A 14,422-nucleotide genomic window follows, 5' to 3' on the forward strand; every position below is an offset into this window, starting at 1 on the left:
GACACAAAAGTACAAAAAATTAATTTTCAAAAACTTAAACAATCCTTAAAACCATTTCTTGTGCTTAAAATAACCCAACATTGTTAAAACGATTAACAGAATAACGCCTAACATGGTAAAATATCCATAGCGATATTTTAGCTCTGGAATGTATTCAAAATTAGTTCCGTAAATACCCGCTACAAATGTTATTGGTATAAAAACAACCGAAAAAATAGTGAGTATTTTCATTATGTCATTTAAGCGATTGTTCACATTGGTTGAATACACTGTAAGTTGTTCGCTTAACATATTCTTGTAGTTTTCAACCAAATCATAACTTCGTTGAATTAAATCTTGTAAATCATTAAAAAAAGGCTGCTCTTTTTTTGAGATTAGATCCGTTTTAAAGTCTTTGAAATTACTTATTGCTTCACGAGCTGGTCGTATTGCTTTTCTAAAATAGTTAAGTTCTATCTTGTTTTTATTAATCTCTACTAAGATATCTTTATTAGGTTCTAGTAAAATTTTATCTTCTAAATCTTCTACTTTTTCACCAAAAGTTTCCATTAAAAAATTGTAATTATCTACTATCAAATCCAATAAACAATATTTTAAATAAGTAATATTATAATTACGAACTCTTCCTTTTTTATTGCGTAATCTTTCTCTTATTGGTTCAAAAACATCTCCTTGCTTTTCCTGAAATGTAATCAATATATTTTTTGTTAAGTACATGGAAATTTGCTCTGCTTCTAGTCGATGTATTTTTTCATCTAAAAACATCATTTTAATGCTCGTGAAAATGTAATCTTCACCAATATCTACCTTTGGTCTCTGGCCTGTATTTGCAATATCTTCAAGAACAAGTGTATGAATGGCAAAAAGCTTTCCTACTTCTCCAAGCAACTTAACATCATGCAGCCCATCAATATTAATCCATATTTTTTCATACTTATTTAAATAACCTGAAAGTTCGCTTACAGTTTGTAGTTCTACTTCGACTATTGTATCTACATCATAACCTATTAATCGTATTCGTGTATTTTCTTCCTTTTTATTTCCAACAAAAATTGGGTTTCCAGGAATTACGTGCTTTGTGTGTTTTTGTTTGGTTATAAATCGCGTCATCCTCTTTTTTTAAGCAAGCTTAAATAGCTTATATAATTTAGCAAGAATAATAAGTTCTGATTTATTTTTACCTGCTGTAGAGTTAGAAATTTCGTGTGCAGCCATCAATAAATTGTGAATTACATCTTTAGAAAACTCTTCTTGGTGTGTTAAATAGTAGTTTTTAAAATTCTCATAGGCTTCATCTGAACTTAACTTATCTTTTACTAGGCTTCTTAAAGTTTCATAAACCTGTTCGCTAGCAGAGTTATCGGAATTAGACCAGTTCTTTTCAACTCGTTTAACAATACTCTTTTTTTCTTCTACGGTCATGTTTTTATCTGCCATTGAAACGGCATAAAACAAATTGGCTAAACCTTCATAAAATTCTTCTGTAAAATTCATAATTAAACTATTTCTGGTAATATTAGTATCGGTATTTTACTGTGAAATGCCGATTTTTTAATTACGTTTTCTTCTAATAAACGATTAAAAAAATTGTATTTATGATTTAACAATACCAGCAATTCGCTTTGGGTTTCATCTATATGTTTTTCTATAGTTTGCGTTTCTGAACCTTCCCAATCTATCTTTTTATAGGTAACGTTTAAATCTTGCAATAACTCTCTTAGTTTTACTTTATTGCTTTGTTGATTTTCTGTTAAAAAAGTTTCCTCAGATAAATTCACAACTTCTAATCCACACTCTTTTATAAGACTTAAGTTAATTAAAAACTGTAATTCATTTTTTACATATTGTCTTTTATAATTTGTTGAAAAAACTATCTGATGTACTGGTTTGTATTTATAGTTCATTGGAACTACAATTAAAGGACAATTAACAGCATTAATCATTTTCATTGTGTTGGTTCCAATAAAAGTTTCTGCTAAACTCTTCGCTCCTTTAGTTCCTGTTACAACTACATCAATATTCTTTTCTTCTATTGTTTTAGTTACCGCTTTAGTTAATGAATTTGATGTAACTAAACTTTTGTAAGTAAACGAACCCTCTTCTCTATTTAAAACTTCCAATAAATATTTTAACTCATCTTCAATTTCATCATCCATTTCGTTAAACCATTTATCGTTTTTTTCATCACTTAACAGTTCTGAAGGTTGACTTATATACACATCTAACAAATAAATAGTTGCTTCAACTCCTTTAAACAACTGCTTTGTGTAATTCAGTGCATTGATAGCTGCTTCTGAAAAATTATATGGAATTAAGATGTTTTTCATAATGAAGTAGAATTATGATTACCTATCAAATATAATTTTTTATTTCCATATTATATTTACAAAACCAGAAGTATATTTGTATTAAAAAAACATAATCATGAAAAATCGCTTTTTAGAATTGTCTTTCTACAATCCTTTTATACAGTTCTTGCTTTTAGTAGCAACGCTATTTTTTTTGATTTATATTACTAAAAAACTGACTAGGTCTTATATCGTAAAAAATGCTATTGAACCTCACAGAAGAAAACTCATATTAAACCTAAGCTATTTTTTATATTACACGTTAGCGCTCTTTATTTCATTAATTATTTTTGGAATTAACTTTAAAGAAGTAATTTTATTCGCCTCTTCTGTACTTGCGGTACTTGGCGTTGGTTTCTTTGCTCAGTGGTCTATTTTATCAAACCTAACAGCTAGTATTATCTTATTTTTTTACCACCCAATGCGTATTGGCGACACCATAAAAATTATTGATAAAGACTTCGATTTACAAGGTGTGGTAAAAAATATTACAGGCTTTTACGTTCTTTTATACATGCCAGAAGAAAAAAGAGAAATAACTGTACCTAATACTATTATTTTATACAAAGGAATTGAGCTAATAAAGAAACAAAACAACAGCTAATTCACTGTAAATTAATTTTTTAAAAAAAATAAAAAAAAGTTTGTTGTATTAAAAAATAGTTTACATTTACGACATCTTATTATATAAGTCGAATGTTACGTTTTACTTATTTCGGTAATAACTTTTACGGGAAGATTAAGAGTTATTTAGTGTTTTGGAAACACAACGAAAAAATTAAGGATTCTTCCACTCCTCAATACTCTCTACCACTGAATTTTTATAAACAGTGCGGTAATTGCTTAGCTTTAAGAGTCTAACTATTCATATTATTTTAGTCTAACAATCTTGTTACAAAACAACAATGATACCTGTTATACAATTTATTTAAAAAAGTTTTGGTGCATGCCTTAACTGCTTTTTGAATTACCTTTCTGTACTCAAAAAACAGATACAACTAAAAATAATAATGAATACTAAATATAAAGACTTAATAGAACAAACGTTTGATTTTCCTCAAGAGGAGTTTCACACAGAAAACAACAATTTATTTTTTCACGACATTGATTTAATGCAATTAGTGAAGCAATACGGTGCACCTTTAAAGTTCACGTATTTGCCAAAAATATCTGAAAATATAAACAAAGCTAAAACTTGGTTTCATAATGCTATTGAAAAGCACAATTACAAAGGAAACTACAATTACAGCTACTGTACTAAAAGCTCTCACTTTAAATATGTGTTAGATGAAGCTTTAAAAAACGATATTCACATCGAAACATCATCAGCTTTTGATATTGACATTGTAAAGTCATTAAAAAAAGAAGGAAAATTAAGTGATGATGCTTTTGTATTGTGTAATGGTTTTAAGCGCGATCAATACATTGCTAATATTGTTAGTTTAATTGACGGAGGACACACAAACTGTATTCCGATTATAGATAACTATGAAGAGCTTGATTTAATTTTAGAAGAAACCAAAAGTAAATTTAAGGTAGGTATTCGCATAGCTTCGGAAGAAGAGCCTAAGTTTGAATTTTACACTAGCCGCTTAGGAATTGGATACAAAAACATCGTATCTTTTTACGAGCGTGAAATCGCTAACAATCCTCAAGTTGAATTAAAGATGTTGCACTTCTTTATCAATACAGGAATTAGAGACAACGCTTACTATTGGAACGAATTATTAAAGTGTTTAAGTGTATACATCAAACTTAAAAAAGTTTGTCCAACTTTAGACAGTTTAAATATCGGTGGAGGTTTTCCTATCAAAAACTCATTAGCTTTTGATTTTGACTATGAGTACATGGTAGATGAAATTATCAATCAAATTAACGAAGCATGTAAACAAGCAGATGTAGACGTTCCAAACATTTTTACAGAATTTGGAAGTTTTACCGTGGGAGAAGCTGGAGGTGCTATTTACGAAGTTTTATATCAAAAAAGACAAAACGATCGTGAAAAATGGAATATGATTAACTCATCTTTTATTACCACTTTACCAGATTCTTGGGCTATTAACAAGCGTTTTATCATGCTTCCTGTTAACAAATGGAACCACAGATACGAACGTGTATTATTAGGTGGATTAACTTGTGATAGCGATGATTATTACAACTCAGAGCAACACGTAAATGCAATATATTTACCTGTGTACGAAAAAGAATCTCCACTATATGTAGGATTTTTTAACACAGGTGCTTATCAAGAAACCATTGGTGGTTTTGGCGGATTACAACATTGTTTAATTCCAACACCAAAACACGTGTTAATTGATAAAAACGAAAATGGTGATTTCACCACTAAACTATTTAAAGAACAACAAAAAAGCGAAGAACTATTATCAATCCTAGGATACTAGTTTACTATTAATAAAAATGGAAAAAAGAAATTACGCAGGTATTCCTGATCAATACGCAAAGTTAGAAACTGCTAAAGTAGTATTAATCCCTGTTCCTTATGATGGAACTAGCACTTGGCAAAAAGGAGCTGACAAAGGTTCAGAGGCGTTTTTAAACGCTTCTGAGAACATGGAATTATATGATATAGAAACTGACAGCGAAGTATACAAAGAAGGTGTTTATTTAGCTCCTGCTGTTACTGAAAACGCTTCTCCAGAAGCTATGGTTGATGCAGTGCACGAAACAACTAAAAAGTACATCAATAAAAATAAATTTGTTACTCTTTTTGGTGGTGAGCATTCAATTTCTATCGGAACAATTCGTGCATTTAACGAGTGTTTTAACAACTTAACTGTATTACACATCGATGCACATGCTGATTTACGTAAAGAATACGAAGGAACTAAGTGTAACCATGCTTGTGCTGTTTATGAAGCAAGTCAAACTACCAACTTAGTACAAGTAGGAATTCGTAGTATGGATGTTACAGAAAAGTCATCAATGAATATGGAAAAAGTATTCTTTGCGCATGACATGGCTGTAAATGAATACTGGATGGATGATGTGATTGATCAATTAACAGGAAATGTTTTTATCACGTTCGATTTAGATGCTATTGATCCTTCTTTATTACCAAGTACAGGAACACCAGAACCAGGAGGATTATTCTATTACGAAACACTAGAGTTCTTAAAGAAAGTATTTACTGAAAGAAACGTAGTAGGTTTTGATATCGTAGAATTATGCCCTAACGAAAACGAAAAGTCTTCAGACTTTTTAGCTGCAAAATTATATTATAAAATGTTGAGTTATAAATTCACTTCTAACATGGAAGATGAAGAAGATTATAGCGATGATGATAGCTCACCATTTAATAAATTATCAAAGTTTAAAAGTAACGACGACGATTATTAAAATGCGCTTAGAAACAATTGCGTATCATTTAGAAAAACGGATTTTACTCAGTACAGTCCGTAAACAATTTAAATCGTTCAACTTAGTAAAAAGAGAGCATTCCTTTTTGCTATATAAAACTGAAAACAACTCGTATATTTACGTAAAAGACTACGGAAGTGTTGTTTTCATTAATTGTGAAGAAGTTATAATAAATGAAGTTGTTAATTTTTTAGCAGGAAAAGAAACAGCAACGCTCAGTCAATTACCATCAGAAAAATATAGCATTTCTTTTTCTGATACGATTGAAGTTGATTTTGGAAGTATCCAAATTAAAGAATTAAACGACGATGTTGCACATACTATCATGCTCAATTTAGCACAATCGGTAGCATTGATGAATTATGTAAACAAAACATCTGATTTGCACGATAAAACATTAGTGTACTCGAAGCAATTAGAAAGAACAGGAAATTTTAAACTTTCTAAAGTTCAAATGAGAAAATTTATTGGTAAAACCTTAAATTTAAAAAATAACATTGCCGAGAACCTGTTTGTTTTTGATTCGCCAGATGTAGCATGGAATAACAAAGATTTATCTGATTTAGATTACAAATTAAAAGACGAGTTAGATATCATAAAACGTCATCAAGGAATAGAAAATAGTTTAAACGTAATTAAAGAAAATTTAGATTTATTCAACGATATACTACAACACAGATATAGCAGTATGCTAGAATGGATTATCATTATTTTAATCCTTTTTGAAGTAGTGCAAGTAATTATTGAAAAACTAATTTAAAACACCAGAGTTTATGAAATCATCCCTTCTAACATAGCAGAAGCAATTTCATAAACTCACAAAAAAATAATAAAATGGACAAACCTATAACCAATTTTATAGAAAAATACTTCTTACACTTTAACGCTGCTGCATTAGTTGATGCCGCTAAAGGGTACGAAGCACAATTAGAGCAAGGATCTAAAATGTTAGTATCTCTAGCAGGAGCTATGAGTACTGCAGAATTAGGAAAGATTTTTGCAGAAATGATTCGTCAAGGTAAAGTTGATATCATTTCTTGTACAGGTGCAAACCTTGAAGAAGATATCATGAATTTAGTAGCGCACTCTCACTACAAAAGAGTACCTAACTATCGTGATTTAACACCGCAAGACGAATGGGATTTATTATTAAAAGGATTAAACCGTGTTACCGATACTTGTATTCCTGAAGAAGAAGCTTTCCGTCGTTTACAAAAACATATTTTCAAAATTTGGAAAGATGCAGAAGAAGCTGGTGAGCGTTATTTTCCACATGAATACATGTACAAGTTATTATTATCTGGAGTTTTAGAAGAGTATTACGAAATCGATTTAAAAGACTCTTGGATGTACGCTGCTGCAGAGAAAAACTTACCAATCGTAGTTCCAGGATGGGAAGATAGTACAATGGGTAACATTTTTGCTTCGTATGTGGTAAAAGGAGAATTAAAAGCATCAACTATGAAGTCTGGAATTGAATACATGACTTTCTTAGCTGATTGGTACACTGACAACTCAGAAAAAGGAATCGGATTCTTCCAAATTGGTGGTGGAATTGCAGGTGATTTCCCTATTTGTGTAGTACCAATGTTATACCAAGATTTAGAAAGAGAAGATACTCCTTTCTGGAGCTATTTCTGTCAAATTTCTGACTCAACAACCAGTTATGGTTCGTACTCTGGTGCAGTACCAAATGAGAAAATTACTTGGGGGAAACTAGACATTGACACTCCAAAATATATTATAGAAAGTGATGCAACGATTGTTGCTCCGTTAATTTTTGCGTACCTTTTAAACATGTAAAGCATGAAGCGAGTTATTGTAGACTATTCAAAGTTAACTACCGATATCTTGGATTTATTGGTAGAAAAGTATCCTGATGGATATGATCATTCAGACATTATCTCTTTTAAAAACAGTAAAGGAGAAACCGTAAAAGCTGTAGAAGTTCGTACTGATGATACCTTGTTTTTGGTAAAAATCAGTTCTCAATTACAGCAAACTATGGAAGATTATGATTCTGATGACGACGACGATGATGATAGAGATGATGAGTTTGATGAAATTGAAGTGTCTGATAATTTCGACAATGATTAATTAACCAATTATGAACCCAACATTTCACATGTCACTTCCTTGTTTAAGTATTGAGGAAACGGTAAAATTTTACACTGACGAATTAGGTTTTAGTGTTGGGAGAGCAACAAATGAATGGGTAGATATTAATCTTTTTAATAATCAACTAACTTTTGTATTAGTTGATCAATTTAAATTTGATTATCCTGAATACCAGTTTGAAAACCATGCGCTACCTACTTTTCATTTTGGTGTAATTGTAAATAGTGATGTATGGGAAGAAATGTACGACAGAGTTAATTATTGGTTATCAGATCACAGCGTAAAAAAAACGTTTTTAAAAGATAAACACGGAGAACATATATCCTTCTTTATAAAAGACCCTAACGGATATACTTTAGAACTTAAAACCTTTATAGAAGACGACGAAATGTTTATGATGTAAACGCTAATAGTAATGGCATATTACAACTCACAACAAACAGTTACCTTAGTCGGCGTGTATCAAGGATATACAAACGGCTATTACGTTTTTGAATTGGAAAATGGTGATGTTATCGATTTTGAACAAATTAATAAAAAGAATCTTGAGCATTTTGATTTAAAATCATCAGCCTTTAAAAACAAAAAGTTTGAAATAACTTATAAAGAAATTTTCGATGATGTAGATGATGAAGATTTAGTTATTTTTAAATTACACGATCTACAATTACTTTAAAAACAAATCCCATTCTTTTTAGAATGGGATTTTTAGTTTCTTATAAAATTTTTAGTATCGATTTATACTGATCAAGATCTATTTTACCACTAAATATCTTAGTAGTTTTTAAAATGATTTCTTCAGCAGTTTCTTGAGAAAATCCTAACTGAATAGCATACTTTAACACTAATTTTAACTCAGGCTCATCTATTTCGTGATCTGAATAAATTATTTTAAACAAATCTAGCAATCGCTCAAGCCTATCGTCTGTTTTTGCTTGTGGTTGTACTGGATATTTCTTAGAATTTTCTACTATATCCTCATATTCTGCTTCAGTAATATCTAATTTCCTTGCAAAACGATTTACTAATTTTTCTTCGTCTTCATTTAAATCACCATCTACCATAGCTAAATTAACTATCGCGCTAAAATGTGCTACATTGTTTCTGTGCTTGCTTGATTCGTATAAATCTACTATACTCATAAATTATTCTATTAATTTTATTGTTTGTAATACAGGAACTTCAATTTCATCATCACTATCTGTAATTTGATAATCGTAGGTAATCTCAAACTCCTGATCTATAAATTTGTTATCGTTTAAATTATAAGCACTTAATATCTTTTCTGATACGGTTTCAAAAGTAATTGCTTCTTCATAATCATCTTCATTCAAAAAAGAAAAGGTATACCCATTTTCATCGTACCCGTTAAAAGTTGCCACTACCTTTTTTGGCTCTGTTAAGTGCTCTTTGTTTATTGTTAATGCTAAGTTTACACCTATGAATAATATAAAAAATGCTTTTAATATTCCTTGTTTCATTTTCTTTATAAATTATAATTGATACTTTTTAAATTAACTTGGTTATTAACCACAACAAGCCCAAGTTGCTTTTAGCATAAAACCTCTATGGTTATGCTCGTGGATATAAAGAAAATGATGTTACATAGGCTTTTATTTTAGCTTACTAAATATACGTTATTTTTCATTGATTTAATAGATATCTTTAACCTTTTTAGAAAAAATAACATTTAATTAAAAAAGACCAAGAACTAGTGTTCAAGGCCTTTTTCGTCTAACCAAACTTAGTATAAAAACTAACTACTACTATTTTTAAAGTCTTTTACTTTTTCTATTCTTGTGCTTACATTATATATGACACTTTTTTTCTTATCTGGTCACATAAGAGTATAAAAAAACTCAAAAAAAGTTTTTTTGAGTTTTTATACTATACATTTAATACAAATATTTTCTTAACACTATTCTATGCTCGGGAATAGATTTGTCGTAATTGTCAACCAACAGCTCAAGTATTTCTGGTGGCTTTTGCCCTATTTCTTTTTTTGAGCTGAATTTAGACACGTATAAATTATAAGTTAACTCAGTATCTTTAGTTTGTTTTTCAAAAATTAAAAAATGCTGCTCATTTAATTCTGAAAAACAAATATCATTTTCTTGAAATGTTCCAGAATTATCTATAAAAAAATCTGAAAATTCGTAATACCTAAAAACGTTCTCCATTCTTACACAATCTCTGCTGATAAGCCTAATTCTAACAACTTAGAGCATCTTGGTTCTAAATCTTTGTATTCACCTGTTTTAACAGCACATTTCCCTTTGTAATGCACTAAAATAGTACACTGCTCTGCTTGTTCTAATGTATGATCACATACGGTAACCAAACTATCAATTACAAAATCAAAGGTATTTACATCATCATTGTACAAAACAATTTCATGCTCTATTGTTCCTTGCAATAAGACATCTAGCTCTTCTTGAATTTTTTCTATCGTACTCATTGGTTTTATTTTTGATACTGCAAAGCTACCCAATTATTTCTTTTTATGGTATTTTTTAATGTTAAACCATACTTAGAAACCTCATTATCAATCACTGGGATATCTTCACTGTAAAATCCGCTTAATAATAAAACTCCTTCTTCATTTAAACAATCAGTATACGTTTTCATGTCGTTTAATAAAATATTACGATTGATATTTGCAATAATTACATCGTAATTTCTACCTTCTAACAACGAAGCTTCTCCTTCATAAACTGAAATATGTTTACAATTATTTCTTTCTACATTCTCTAACGAATTTTCGTAGCACCAAGGATCTATATCAATAGCATCAATAGGTTTTGCTCCTTTCATTTCAGCAAAAATTGCTAAAATTCCTGTTCCACAGCCCATGTCTAACACTTTTTTACCTTCAACATCTAAATTAATCAAATGTTGTACCATCATGTGTGTAGTTTCATGATGTCCTGTACCAAAACTCATTTTTGGCTCGATAACAATATCGTATGGCAAATTCGGATTTTCATGAAATGGCGCTCTAATACTTACCAGATCATCTACCTGAATAGGATTGAAATTCTTTTCCCATTCTTCATTCCAATTGGTTTGTTCTATTTCTTTGAAATCATATTGAATTGAAAACTCTTCAGAATTTAAAACAAATACGTTATCTAAAACCTCTGAATTCCATTCTTCTTTTTGAATATACGCTACTACTCCATTATCATTTTCAACAAAACTCTCAAATCCAAGTTCTCCTAACTCAGCTATTAAAATTTCAGTAGCTGGTTCTTTTGGCGTTACTTCAAAAGTATATTCTATATAAATATTATCCATTAAATTGATTTAATTATTGAAACAAAATCTTCAGCTTTCAAAGCAGCTCCACCAATTAGACCTCCGTCTACATCTGGTTTAGAAAAAATCTCTTCTGCATTTGATGGTTTTACACTACCACCATATAAAATTGAAATAGCTTCAGCTGTTTTATTTCCGTATTCTTTTACAAAAAGCTCTCTTACAAAAGCATGCATTTCCTGTGCTTGCTCTGGGGTAGCAGTTTCTCCTGTACCAATAGCCCAAACTGGCTCATACGCTAAAATGATATTCTTAAAAGCCTCCTCTTTTAAGTGAAATAAAGCCTTTTTTACTTGGCTTTCTACCACTGTAAAATGATTTCCTGATTTTCTGTCTTCTAACAATTCACCGAAACAAAAAATTACTTCTAATCCGTTTGCTAAAGCTGCATCTACTTTTTCTGCTAATAATTCGTCGGTTTCACCAAAATATTCTCTACGTTCAGAATGTCCAAGAATTACAATATTTACACCAATATTTGTTAACATATCTGCAGATACCTCACCTGTAAAAGCACCGCTTGTTGCTTGATGCATATTTTGAGCAGCAACTTCGATAGACGATTTTTTTGTCTTTTTAGCTGCATAGTGCAGGTTTACAAAACTAGGGGCTATAACCACTCTCTTGTCTTCTCTCAAACCATCTTTTAATTCTTTCTTAAGCTCCTTGATTAATACTTTAGCTTCATCAAGGTTTTTATTCATCTTCCAGTTACCTGCAACTATTTTTTGCCTCACGTTTATTCTTTTTTTCTGGTTATTGATTTTCTGTTTGCAAAATTACATTATTTCTAGGCTTTAACGAATTAATTTATCCGACACCTTCGATGACTTAAATACCTTAATATTTCTATCTTCATCAATTACTAAAAATCTCGGAATCGTTTTTAATTTTAAAAACTTCCCAAGCTCTCCTTTACCTTTCTCTTGAATATAGTAATGCTGCCCTTTAACAGGAATGCTTTCTAAACCTCTCTTCCAATCATGGTATGAATGATCTACGGATAAAAAAACATACTCAAATTCTGGATTTTGCTTCTGAAATAAAAGCACATCTTTAAAGCTACGTTGACTGTAAGGACAATATGTGGCGAAGGTTTGTACAAAGAGTTTCTTTCCTTGATTTTGATCTAAAATCTCTTGAAATGAAATTGACTCACGTTCTAAGGTCAATAATTCTTCTTTTAAGGCTTCGGTGGTAAAATGCTTTGGCTGAAAAGCAGCACAACTTGATAAAAAAATTATGCTAATTAATAAATAGAATATTCTCATTTTATTGCAATCTTATTCTTGGATCTAACCAGCTATATAAAATATCTACTAAAATATTTATGATAATAAATAACGTAGCTACTACTAAAACAGCTCCCATAATTACTGGTAAATCGAGAGTGTTTAGCGAGTTTACTATTTCTTTTCCTAATCCATTCCAGTTAAAAATATACTCTACAAAAACCGCTCCAGCCAACATAGATGCAAACCAACCTGAAATCGCTGTGATTACCGGGTTTAACGAATTTTTCAACGCATGCTTTTTAATTACTTGATACATGGTTAATCCTTTCGCTTTTGCGGTTCGTATGTAATCTTGACTTAAGGTTTCTAACAATGAATTTCGCATCAACTGAATTACTACTGCTAACGGACGAATACCTAATACTATTGCGGGCAATAGCAAATTCTTCCACTGAATATGCATTCCTTCACCAAAATCATCAACTTCATACAAACTTCCCGTCATTTCTAAATGGGTGTATTTATGTAATACAAAACCAAATAACCAAGCAAATAAAATTGCTGAAAAGAATGAGGGAACACTCATTCCTAAAGTACTTATGATTGCTATGAGTTTATCAAAAAAAGTATCTTTAAATAAGGCGGAAAAGATTCCTAAAACAATCCCTAAAAACAGTGCGATAGTTATGGCTACCACCGCTAAAATTGCTGTATTCGGTAAAGTTTCTTTAATCACTTCGGAAACATTTTTTCCATTTTTTTGAAATGATTGACGTAAATATGGTGTTTTTATAACCACCTCTGTGTTTCCAATAGAAAACAACGATATAGCATTGTATTTACCTTCTGATAAGAAGGTATAATTATCAGCATTTTTACTATGAAAAGACAACGGAGAAACATCATTCAAATAATACAAATACTGCGTAAATACAGGTTTATCAAATCCGTATTTTTTTCGAATATTTTGTAGTTGTTCGGTGTCTTCTCTCTGATCTAACATCATACGAGCTGGATCTCCAGGTAAAATGTTAAACAGTAAAAAAATTACCGTAACCACCCCGAACAGTGTTAAGAATCCGTAAAAAATTTTGTTAACGATATATTGAAACATATATAACAAAGATAACAGAAACTGCTAAATTTATGTACTTTTGCCTAACTTTTACTACAACACATGACAACACAACAACTTGTATCTGAAATTAAAAAAAAGAAATCGTTTTTATGTATTGGACTGGATGTTGATTTAGACAAAATTCCAGCTCATTTGCTTCAAGAAGAAGATCCTATTTTTGCCTTTAACAAAGCTATTATTGATGCTACGCATCATCTTTGTGTAGCTTATAAACCGAATACTGCTTTTTATGAAGCTTATGGAATTAAAGGCTGGAAATCTCTTGAAAAAACAATCAATTACTTAAACGAAAAACATCCTGAAATTTTCACCATTGCTGATGCTAAACGTGGTGATATTGGTAATACTAGTACTATGTACGCAAAAGCTTTTTTTGAAGATTTAGCTTTTGACTCGGTAACGGTTGCTCCATACATGGGAAAAGATTCTGTTGAACCTTTTTTAGCTTTTGAAGATAAACATACTATTATGCTTGCTTTAACTTCTAACCAAGGCGCTTTTGACTTCCAAACAAAAACTGTTGATGGTAAAGAGTTATACAAACAAGTAATTGAAACTTCTAAATCTTGGAAAAACTCACAGAATTTAATGTACGTAGTTGGCGCTACGAAGGCTGAATATTTAGCTGATATCAGAAAAATTATTCCTGAAAGCTTTTTATTAGTTCCTGGGGTTGGTGCCCAAGGAGGTAGTTTAGAAGAAGTTTGTAAATACGGGATGACTAAGGACACTGTAGGCTTATTAATTAATTCTTCTCGTGGAGTTATTTATGCTTCTAACGAGAGTGATTTTGCTGAGGCTGCTGCTGCTAAAGCTAAAGAGTTACAACAACAAATGGAAAATATTTTAAAATAAAAGAAAGCCAAGGTTAATGACTCCTTGGCTTT

The 14,422-nt window shown here is 30.6% G+C and carries 20 protein-coding genes; 9 read left to right on the plus strand and 11 right to left on the minus strand.

The genetic code is table 11. The features are described from left to right. Nucleotides 1-45: 45 nt before the first annotated feature. From corA to AC3VI6_RS02385, 3 genes are read right to left on the minus strand one after another with little or no spacing between them, the layout of a single operon-like run. Complete coding sequence (gene corA / locus AC3VI6_RS02375; protein WP_497705021.1) at nucleotides 46-1,110, minus strand: magnesium/cobalt transporter CorA; 1,065 nt, start codon at nucleotides 1,108-1,110, stop codon at nucleotides 46-48. A 9-nt stretch (nucleotides 1,111-1,119) separates the two neighbouring features. Next, on the minus strand, nucleotides 1,120-1,494 hold the full coding sequence (locus AC3VI6_RS02380) for a hypothetical protein (protein ID WP_497705022.1): 375 nt from the start codon (nucleotides 1,492-1,494) through the stop codon (nucleotides 1,120-1,122). Between the two features lie 2 nt (nucleotides 1,495-1,496). Further along, the gene (locus AC3VI6_RS02385) at nucleotides 1,497-2,327 is read right to left on the minus strand and encodes a universal stress protein (RefSeq protein WP_497705023.1); all 831 of its coding nucleotides are present in this window, start codon (nucleotides 2,325-2,327) and stop codon (nucleotides 1,497-1,499) included. A 97-nt stretch (nucleotides 2,328-2,424) separates the two neighbouring features. Between AC3VI6_RS02385 and AC3VI6_RS02390 the strand changes: the two genes are divergently transcribed. From AC3VI6_RS02390 to AC3VI6_RS02425, 8 genes are all read left to right on the plus strand, one after another. Beyond that, nucleotides 2,425-2,952 carry a mechanosensitive ion channel domain-containing protein gene (locus AC3VI6_RS02390; RefSeq protein WP_497705024.1) on the plus strand — a complete coding sequence of 176 codons (528 nt, stop codon included), beginning with the start codon at nucleotides 2,425-2,427 and terminating at the stop codon, nucleotides 2,950-2,952. A gap of 406 nt (nucleotides 2,953-3,358) precedes the next feature. Further along, nucleotides 3,359-4,750 (plus strand): arginine decarboxylase, encoded by a 1,392-nt coding sequence (locus AC3VI6_RS02395; RefSeq protein WP_497705025.1) that lies wholly within the window; start codon nucleotides 3,359-3,361, stop codon nucleotides 4,748-4,750. A 16-nt stretch (nucleotides 4,751-4,766) separates the two neighbouring features. Further along, nucleotides 4,767-5,705 (plus strand): agmatinase, encoded by a 939-nt coding sequence (gene speB / locus AC3VI6_RS02400; RefSeq protein WP_497705026.1) that lies wholly within the window; start codon nucleotides 4,767-4,769, stop codon nucleotides 5,703-5,705. Then, nucleotides 5,626-6,486 (plus strand): RMD1 family protein, encoded by an 861-nt coding sequence (locus tag AC3VI6_RS02405; protein WP_497705027.1) that lies wholly within the window; start codon nucleotides 5,626-5,628, stop codon nucleotides 6,484-6,486. The genes speB and AC3VI6_RS02405 overlap by 80 nt, the downstream gene beginning before the upstream one ends. Nucleotides 6,487-6,560: 74 nt before the next feature. Further along, the gene (locus AC3VI6_RS02410) at nucleotides 6,561-7,529 is read left to right on the plus strand and encodes a deoxyhypusine synthase family protein (RefSeq protein ID WP_274633928.1); all 969 of its coding nucleotides are present in this window, start codon (nucleotides 6,561-6,563) and stop codon (nucleotides 7,527-7,529) included. A 3-nt stretch (nucleotides 7,530-7,532) separates the two neighbouring features. Next, entirely contained in the window at nucleotides 7,533-7,823 is a 291-nt protein-coding gene (locus AC3VI6_RS02415) for a hypothetical protein (protein ID WP_274633929.1), read from the plus strand. A 10-nt stretch (nucleotides 7,824-7,833) separates the two neighbouring features. Further along, on the plus strand, nucleotides 7,834-8,247 hold the full coding sequence (locus tag AC3VI6_RS02420) for a VOC family protein (RefSeq protein ID WP_497705028.1): 414 nt from the start codon (nucleotides 7,834-7,836) through the stop codon (nucleotides 8,245-8,247). 12 nt (nucleotides 8,248-8,259) lie between these two features. Then, complete coding sequence (locus tag AC3VI6_RS02425; RefSeq protein WP_497705029.1) at nucleotides 8,260-8,520, plus strand: hypothetical protein; 261 nt, start codon at nucleotides 8,260-8,262, stop codon at nucleotides 8,518-8,520. A gap of 40 nt (nucleotides 8,521-8,560) precedes the next feature. On the opposite strand, the gene AC3VI6_RS02430 is transcribed toward AC3VI6_RS02425, so the two are convergent. The 8 genes from AC3VI6_RS02430 to AC3VI6_RS02465 all read right to left on the minus strand — a co-directional run bounded on the left by AC3VI6_RS02430 (nucleotide 8,561) and on the right by AC3VI6_RS02465 (nucleotide 13,511). Next, entirely contained in the window at nucleotides 8,561-8,986 is a 426-nt protein-coding gene (locus AC3VI6_RS02430) for a tellurite resistance TerB family protein (RefSeq protein ID WP_497705030.1), read from the minus strand. 3 nt (nucleotides 8,987-8,989) lie between these two features. Beyond that, entirely contained in the window at nucleotides 8,990-9,325 is a 336-nt protein-coding gene (locus AC3VI6_RS02435) for a hypothetical protein (protein WP_497705031.1), read from the minus strand. 414 nt (nucleotides 9,326-9,739) lie between these two features. After that, nucleotides 9,740-10,024, minus strand: a complete 285-nt coding sequence (locus tag AC3VI6_RS02440) for a hypothetical protein (RefSeq protein ID WP_497705032.1) — start codon at nucleotides 10,022-10,024, stop codon at nucleotides 9,740-9,742. Between the two features lie 2 nt (nucleotides 10,025-10,026). Further along, complete coding sequence (locus AC3VI6_RS02445; protein WP_497705033.1) at nucleotides 10,027-10,302, minus strand: ATP-dependent Clp protease adaptor ClpS; 276 nt, start codon at nucleotides 10,300-10,302, stop codon at nucleotides 10,027-10,029. A gap of 5 nt (nucleotides 10,303-10,307) precedes the next feature. Continuing rightward, nucleotides 10,308-11,141 (minus strand): 50S ribosomal protein L11 methyltransferase, encoded by an 834-nt coding sequence (gene prmA, locus AC3VI6_RS02450; RefSeq protein ID WP_497705034.1) that lies wholly within the window; start codon nucleotides 11,139-11,141, stop codon nucleotides 10,308-10,310. Then, nucleotides 11,141-11,899 (minus strand): triose-phosphate isomerase, encoded by a 759-nt coding sequence (tpiA, locus tag AC3VI6_RS02455; RefSeq protein WP_497705035.1) that lies wholly within the window; start codon nucleotides 11,897-11,899, stop codon nucleotides 11,141-11,143. The genes prmA and tpiA overlap by 1 nt, the downstream gene beginning before the upstream one ends. Nucleotides 11,900-11,959: 60 nt before the next feature. Then, the gene (locus AC3VI6_RS02460; RefSeq protein WP_497705036.1) at nucleotides 11,960-12,433 is read right to left on the minus strand and encodes a TlpA family protein disulfide reductase; all 474 of its coding nucleotides are present in this window, start codon (nucleotides 12,431-12,433) and stop codon (nucleotides 11,960-11,962) included. Between the two features lies 1 nt (nucleotide 12,434). After that, entirely contained in the window at nucleotides 12,435-13,511 is a 1,077-nt protein-coding gene (locus AC3VI6_RS02465) for an ABC transporter permease (protein WP_497705037.1), read from the minus strand. Nucleotides 13,512-13,574: 63 nt separating this feature from the next. Between AC3VI6_RS02465 and pyrF the strand changes: the two genes are divergently transcribed. Then, complete coding sequence (pyrF, locus tag AC3VI6_RS02470) at nucleotides 13,575-14,390, plus strand: orotidine-5'-phosphate decarboxylase (protein WP_497705038.1); 816 nt, start codon at nucleotides 13,575-13,577, stop codon at nucleotides 14,388-14,390. Nucleotides 14,391-14,422 lie beyond the last annotated feature (32 nt).

The sequence above is a fragment of the Tenacibaculum sp. TB-56 genome, assembly GCF_059716275.2.

Bases quoted from the DNA above. Each gene is read 5' to 3' on its own strand.
- pyrF (WP_497705038.1), top strand. From the start codon at position 13,575: ATGACAACACAACAACTTGTATCTGAAATTAAAAAAAAGAAATCGTTT.
- AC3VI6_RS02380 (WP_497705022.1), bottom strand. From the start codon at position 1,494: ATGAATTTTACAGAAGAATTTTATGAAGGTTTAGCCAATTTGTTTTAT.
- AC3VI6_RS02430 (WP_497705030.1), bottom strand. From the start codon at position 8,986: ATGAGTATAGTAGATTTATACGAATCAAGCAAGCACAGAAACAATGTA.
- AC3VI6_RS02435 (WP_497705031.1), bottom strand. From the start codon at position 9,325: ATGAAACAAGGAATATTAAAAGCATTTTTTATATTATTCATAGGTGTA.
- AC3VI6_RS02425 (WP_497705029.1), top strand. From the start codon at position 8,260: ATGGCATATTACAACTCACAACAAACAGTTACCTTAGTCGGCGTGTAT.
- AC3VI6_RS02415 (WP_274633929.1), top strand. From the start codon at position 7,533: ATGAAGCGAGTTATTGTAGACTATTCAAAGTTAACTACCGATATCTTG.
- AC3VI6_RS02445 (WP_497705033.1), bottom strand. From the start codon at position 10,302: ATGAGTACGATAGAAAAAATTCAAGAAGAGCTAGATGTCTTATTGCAA.
- prmA (WP_497705034.1), bottom strand. From the start codon at position 11,141: ATGGATAATATTTATATAGAATATACTTTTGAAGTAACGCCAAAAGAA.
- AC3VI6_RS02420 (WP_497705028.1), top strand. From the start codon at position 7,834: ATGAACCCAACATTTCACATGTCACTTCCTTGTTTAAGTATTGAGGAA.
- corA (WP_497705021.1), bottom strand. From the start codon at position 1,110: ATGACGCGATTTATAACCAAACAAAAACACACAAAGCACGTAATTCCT.
- AC3VI6_RS02410 (WP_274633928.1), top strand. From the start codon at position 6,561: ATGGACAAACCTATAACCAATTTTATAGAAAAATACTTCTTACACTTT.
- speB (WP_497705026.1), top strand. From the start codon at position 4,767: ATGGAAAAAAGAAATTACGCAGGTATTCCTGATCAATACGCAAAGTTA.
- AC3VI6_RS02385 (WP_497705023.1), bottom strand. From the start codon at position 2,327: ATGAAAAACATCTTAATTCCATATAATTTTTCAGAAGCAGCTATCAAT.
- AC3VI6_RS02465 (WP_497705037.1), bottom strand. From the start codon at position 13,511: ATGTTTCAATATATCGTTAACAAAATTTTTTACGGATTCTTAACACTG.
- AC3VI6_RS02440 (WP_497705032.1), bottom strand. From the start codon at position 10,024: ATGGAGAACGTTTTTAGGTATTACGAATTTTCAGATTTTTTTATAGAT.
- AC3VI6_RS02390 (WP_497705024.1), top strand. From the start codon at position 2,425: ATGAAAAATCGCTTTTTAGAATTGTCTTTCTACAATCCTTTTATACAG.
- AC3VI6_RS02460 (WP_497705036.1), bottom strand. From the start codon at position 12,433: ATGAGAATATTCTATTTATTAATTAGCATAATTTTTTTATCAAGTTGT.
- AC3VI6_RS02395 (WP_497705025.1), top strand. From the start codon at position 3,359: ATGAATACTAAATATAAAGACTTAATAGAACAAACGTTTGATTTTCCT.
- AC3VI6_RS02405 (WP_497705027.1), top strand. From the start codon at position 5,626: ATGAAGAAGATTATAGCGATGATGATAGCTCACCATTTAATAAATTAT.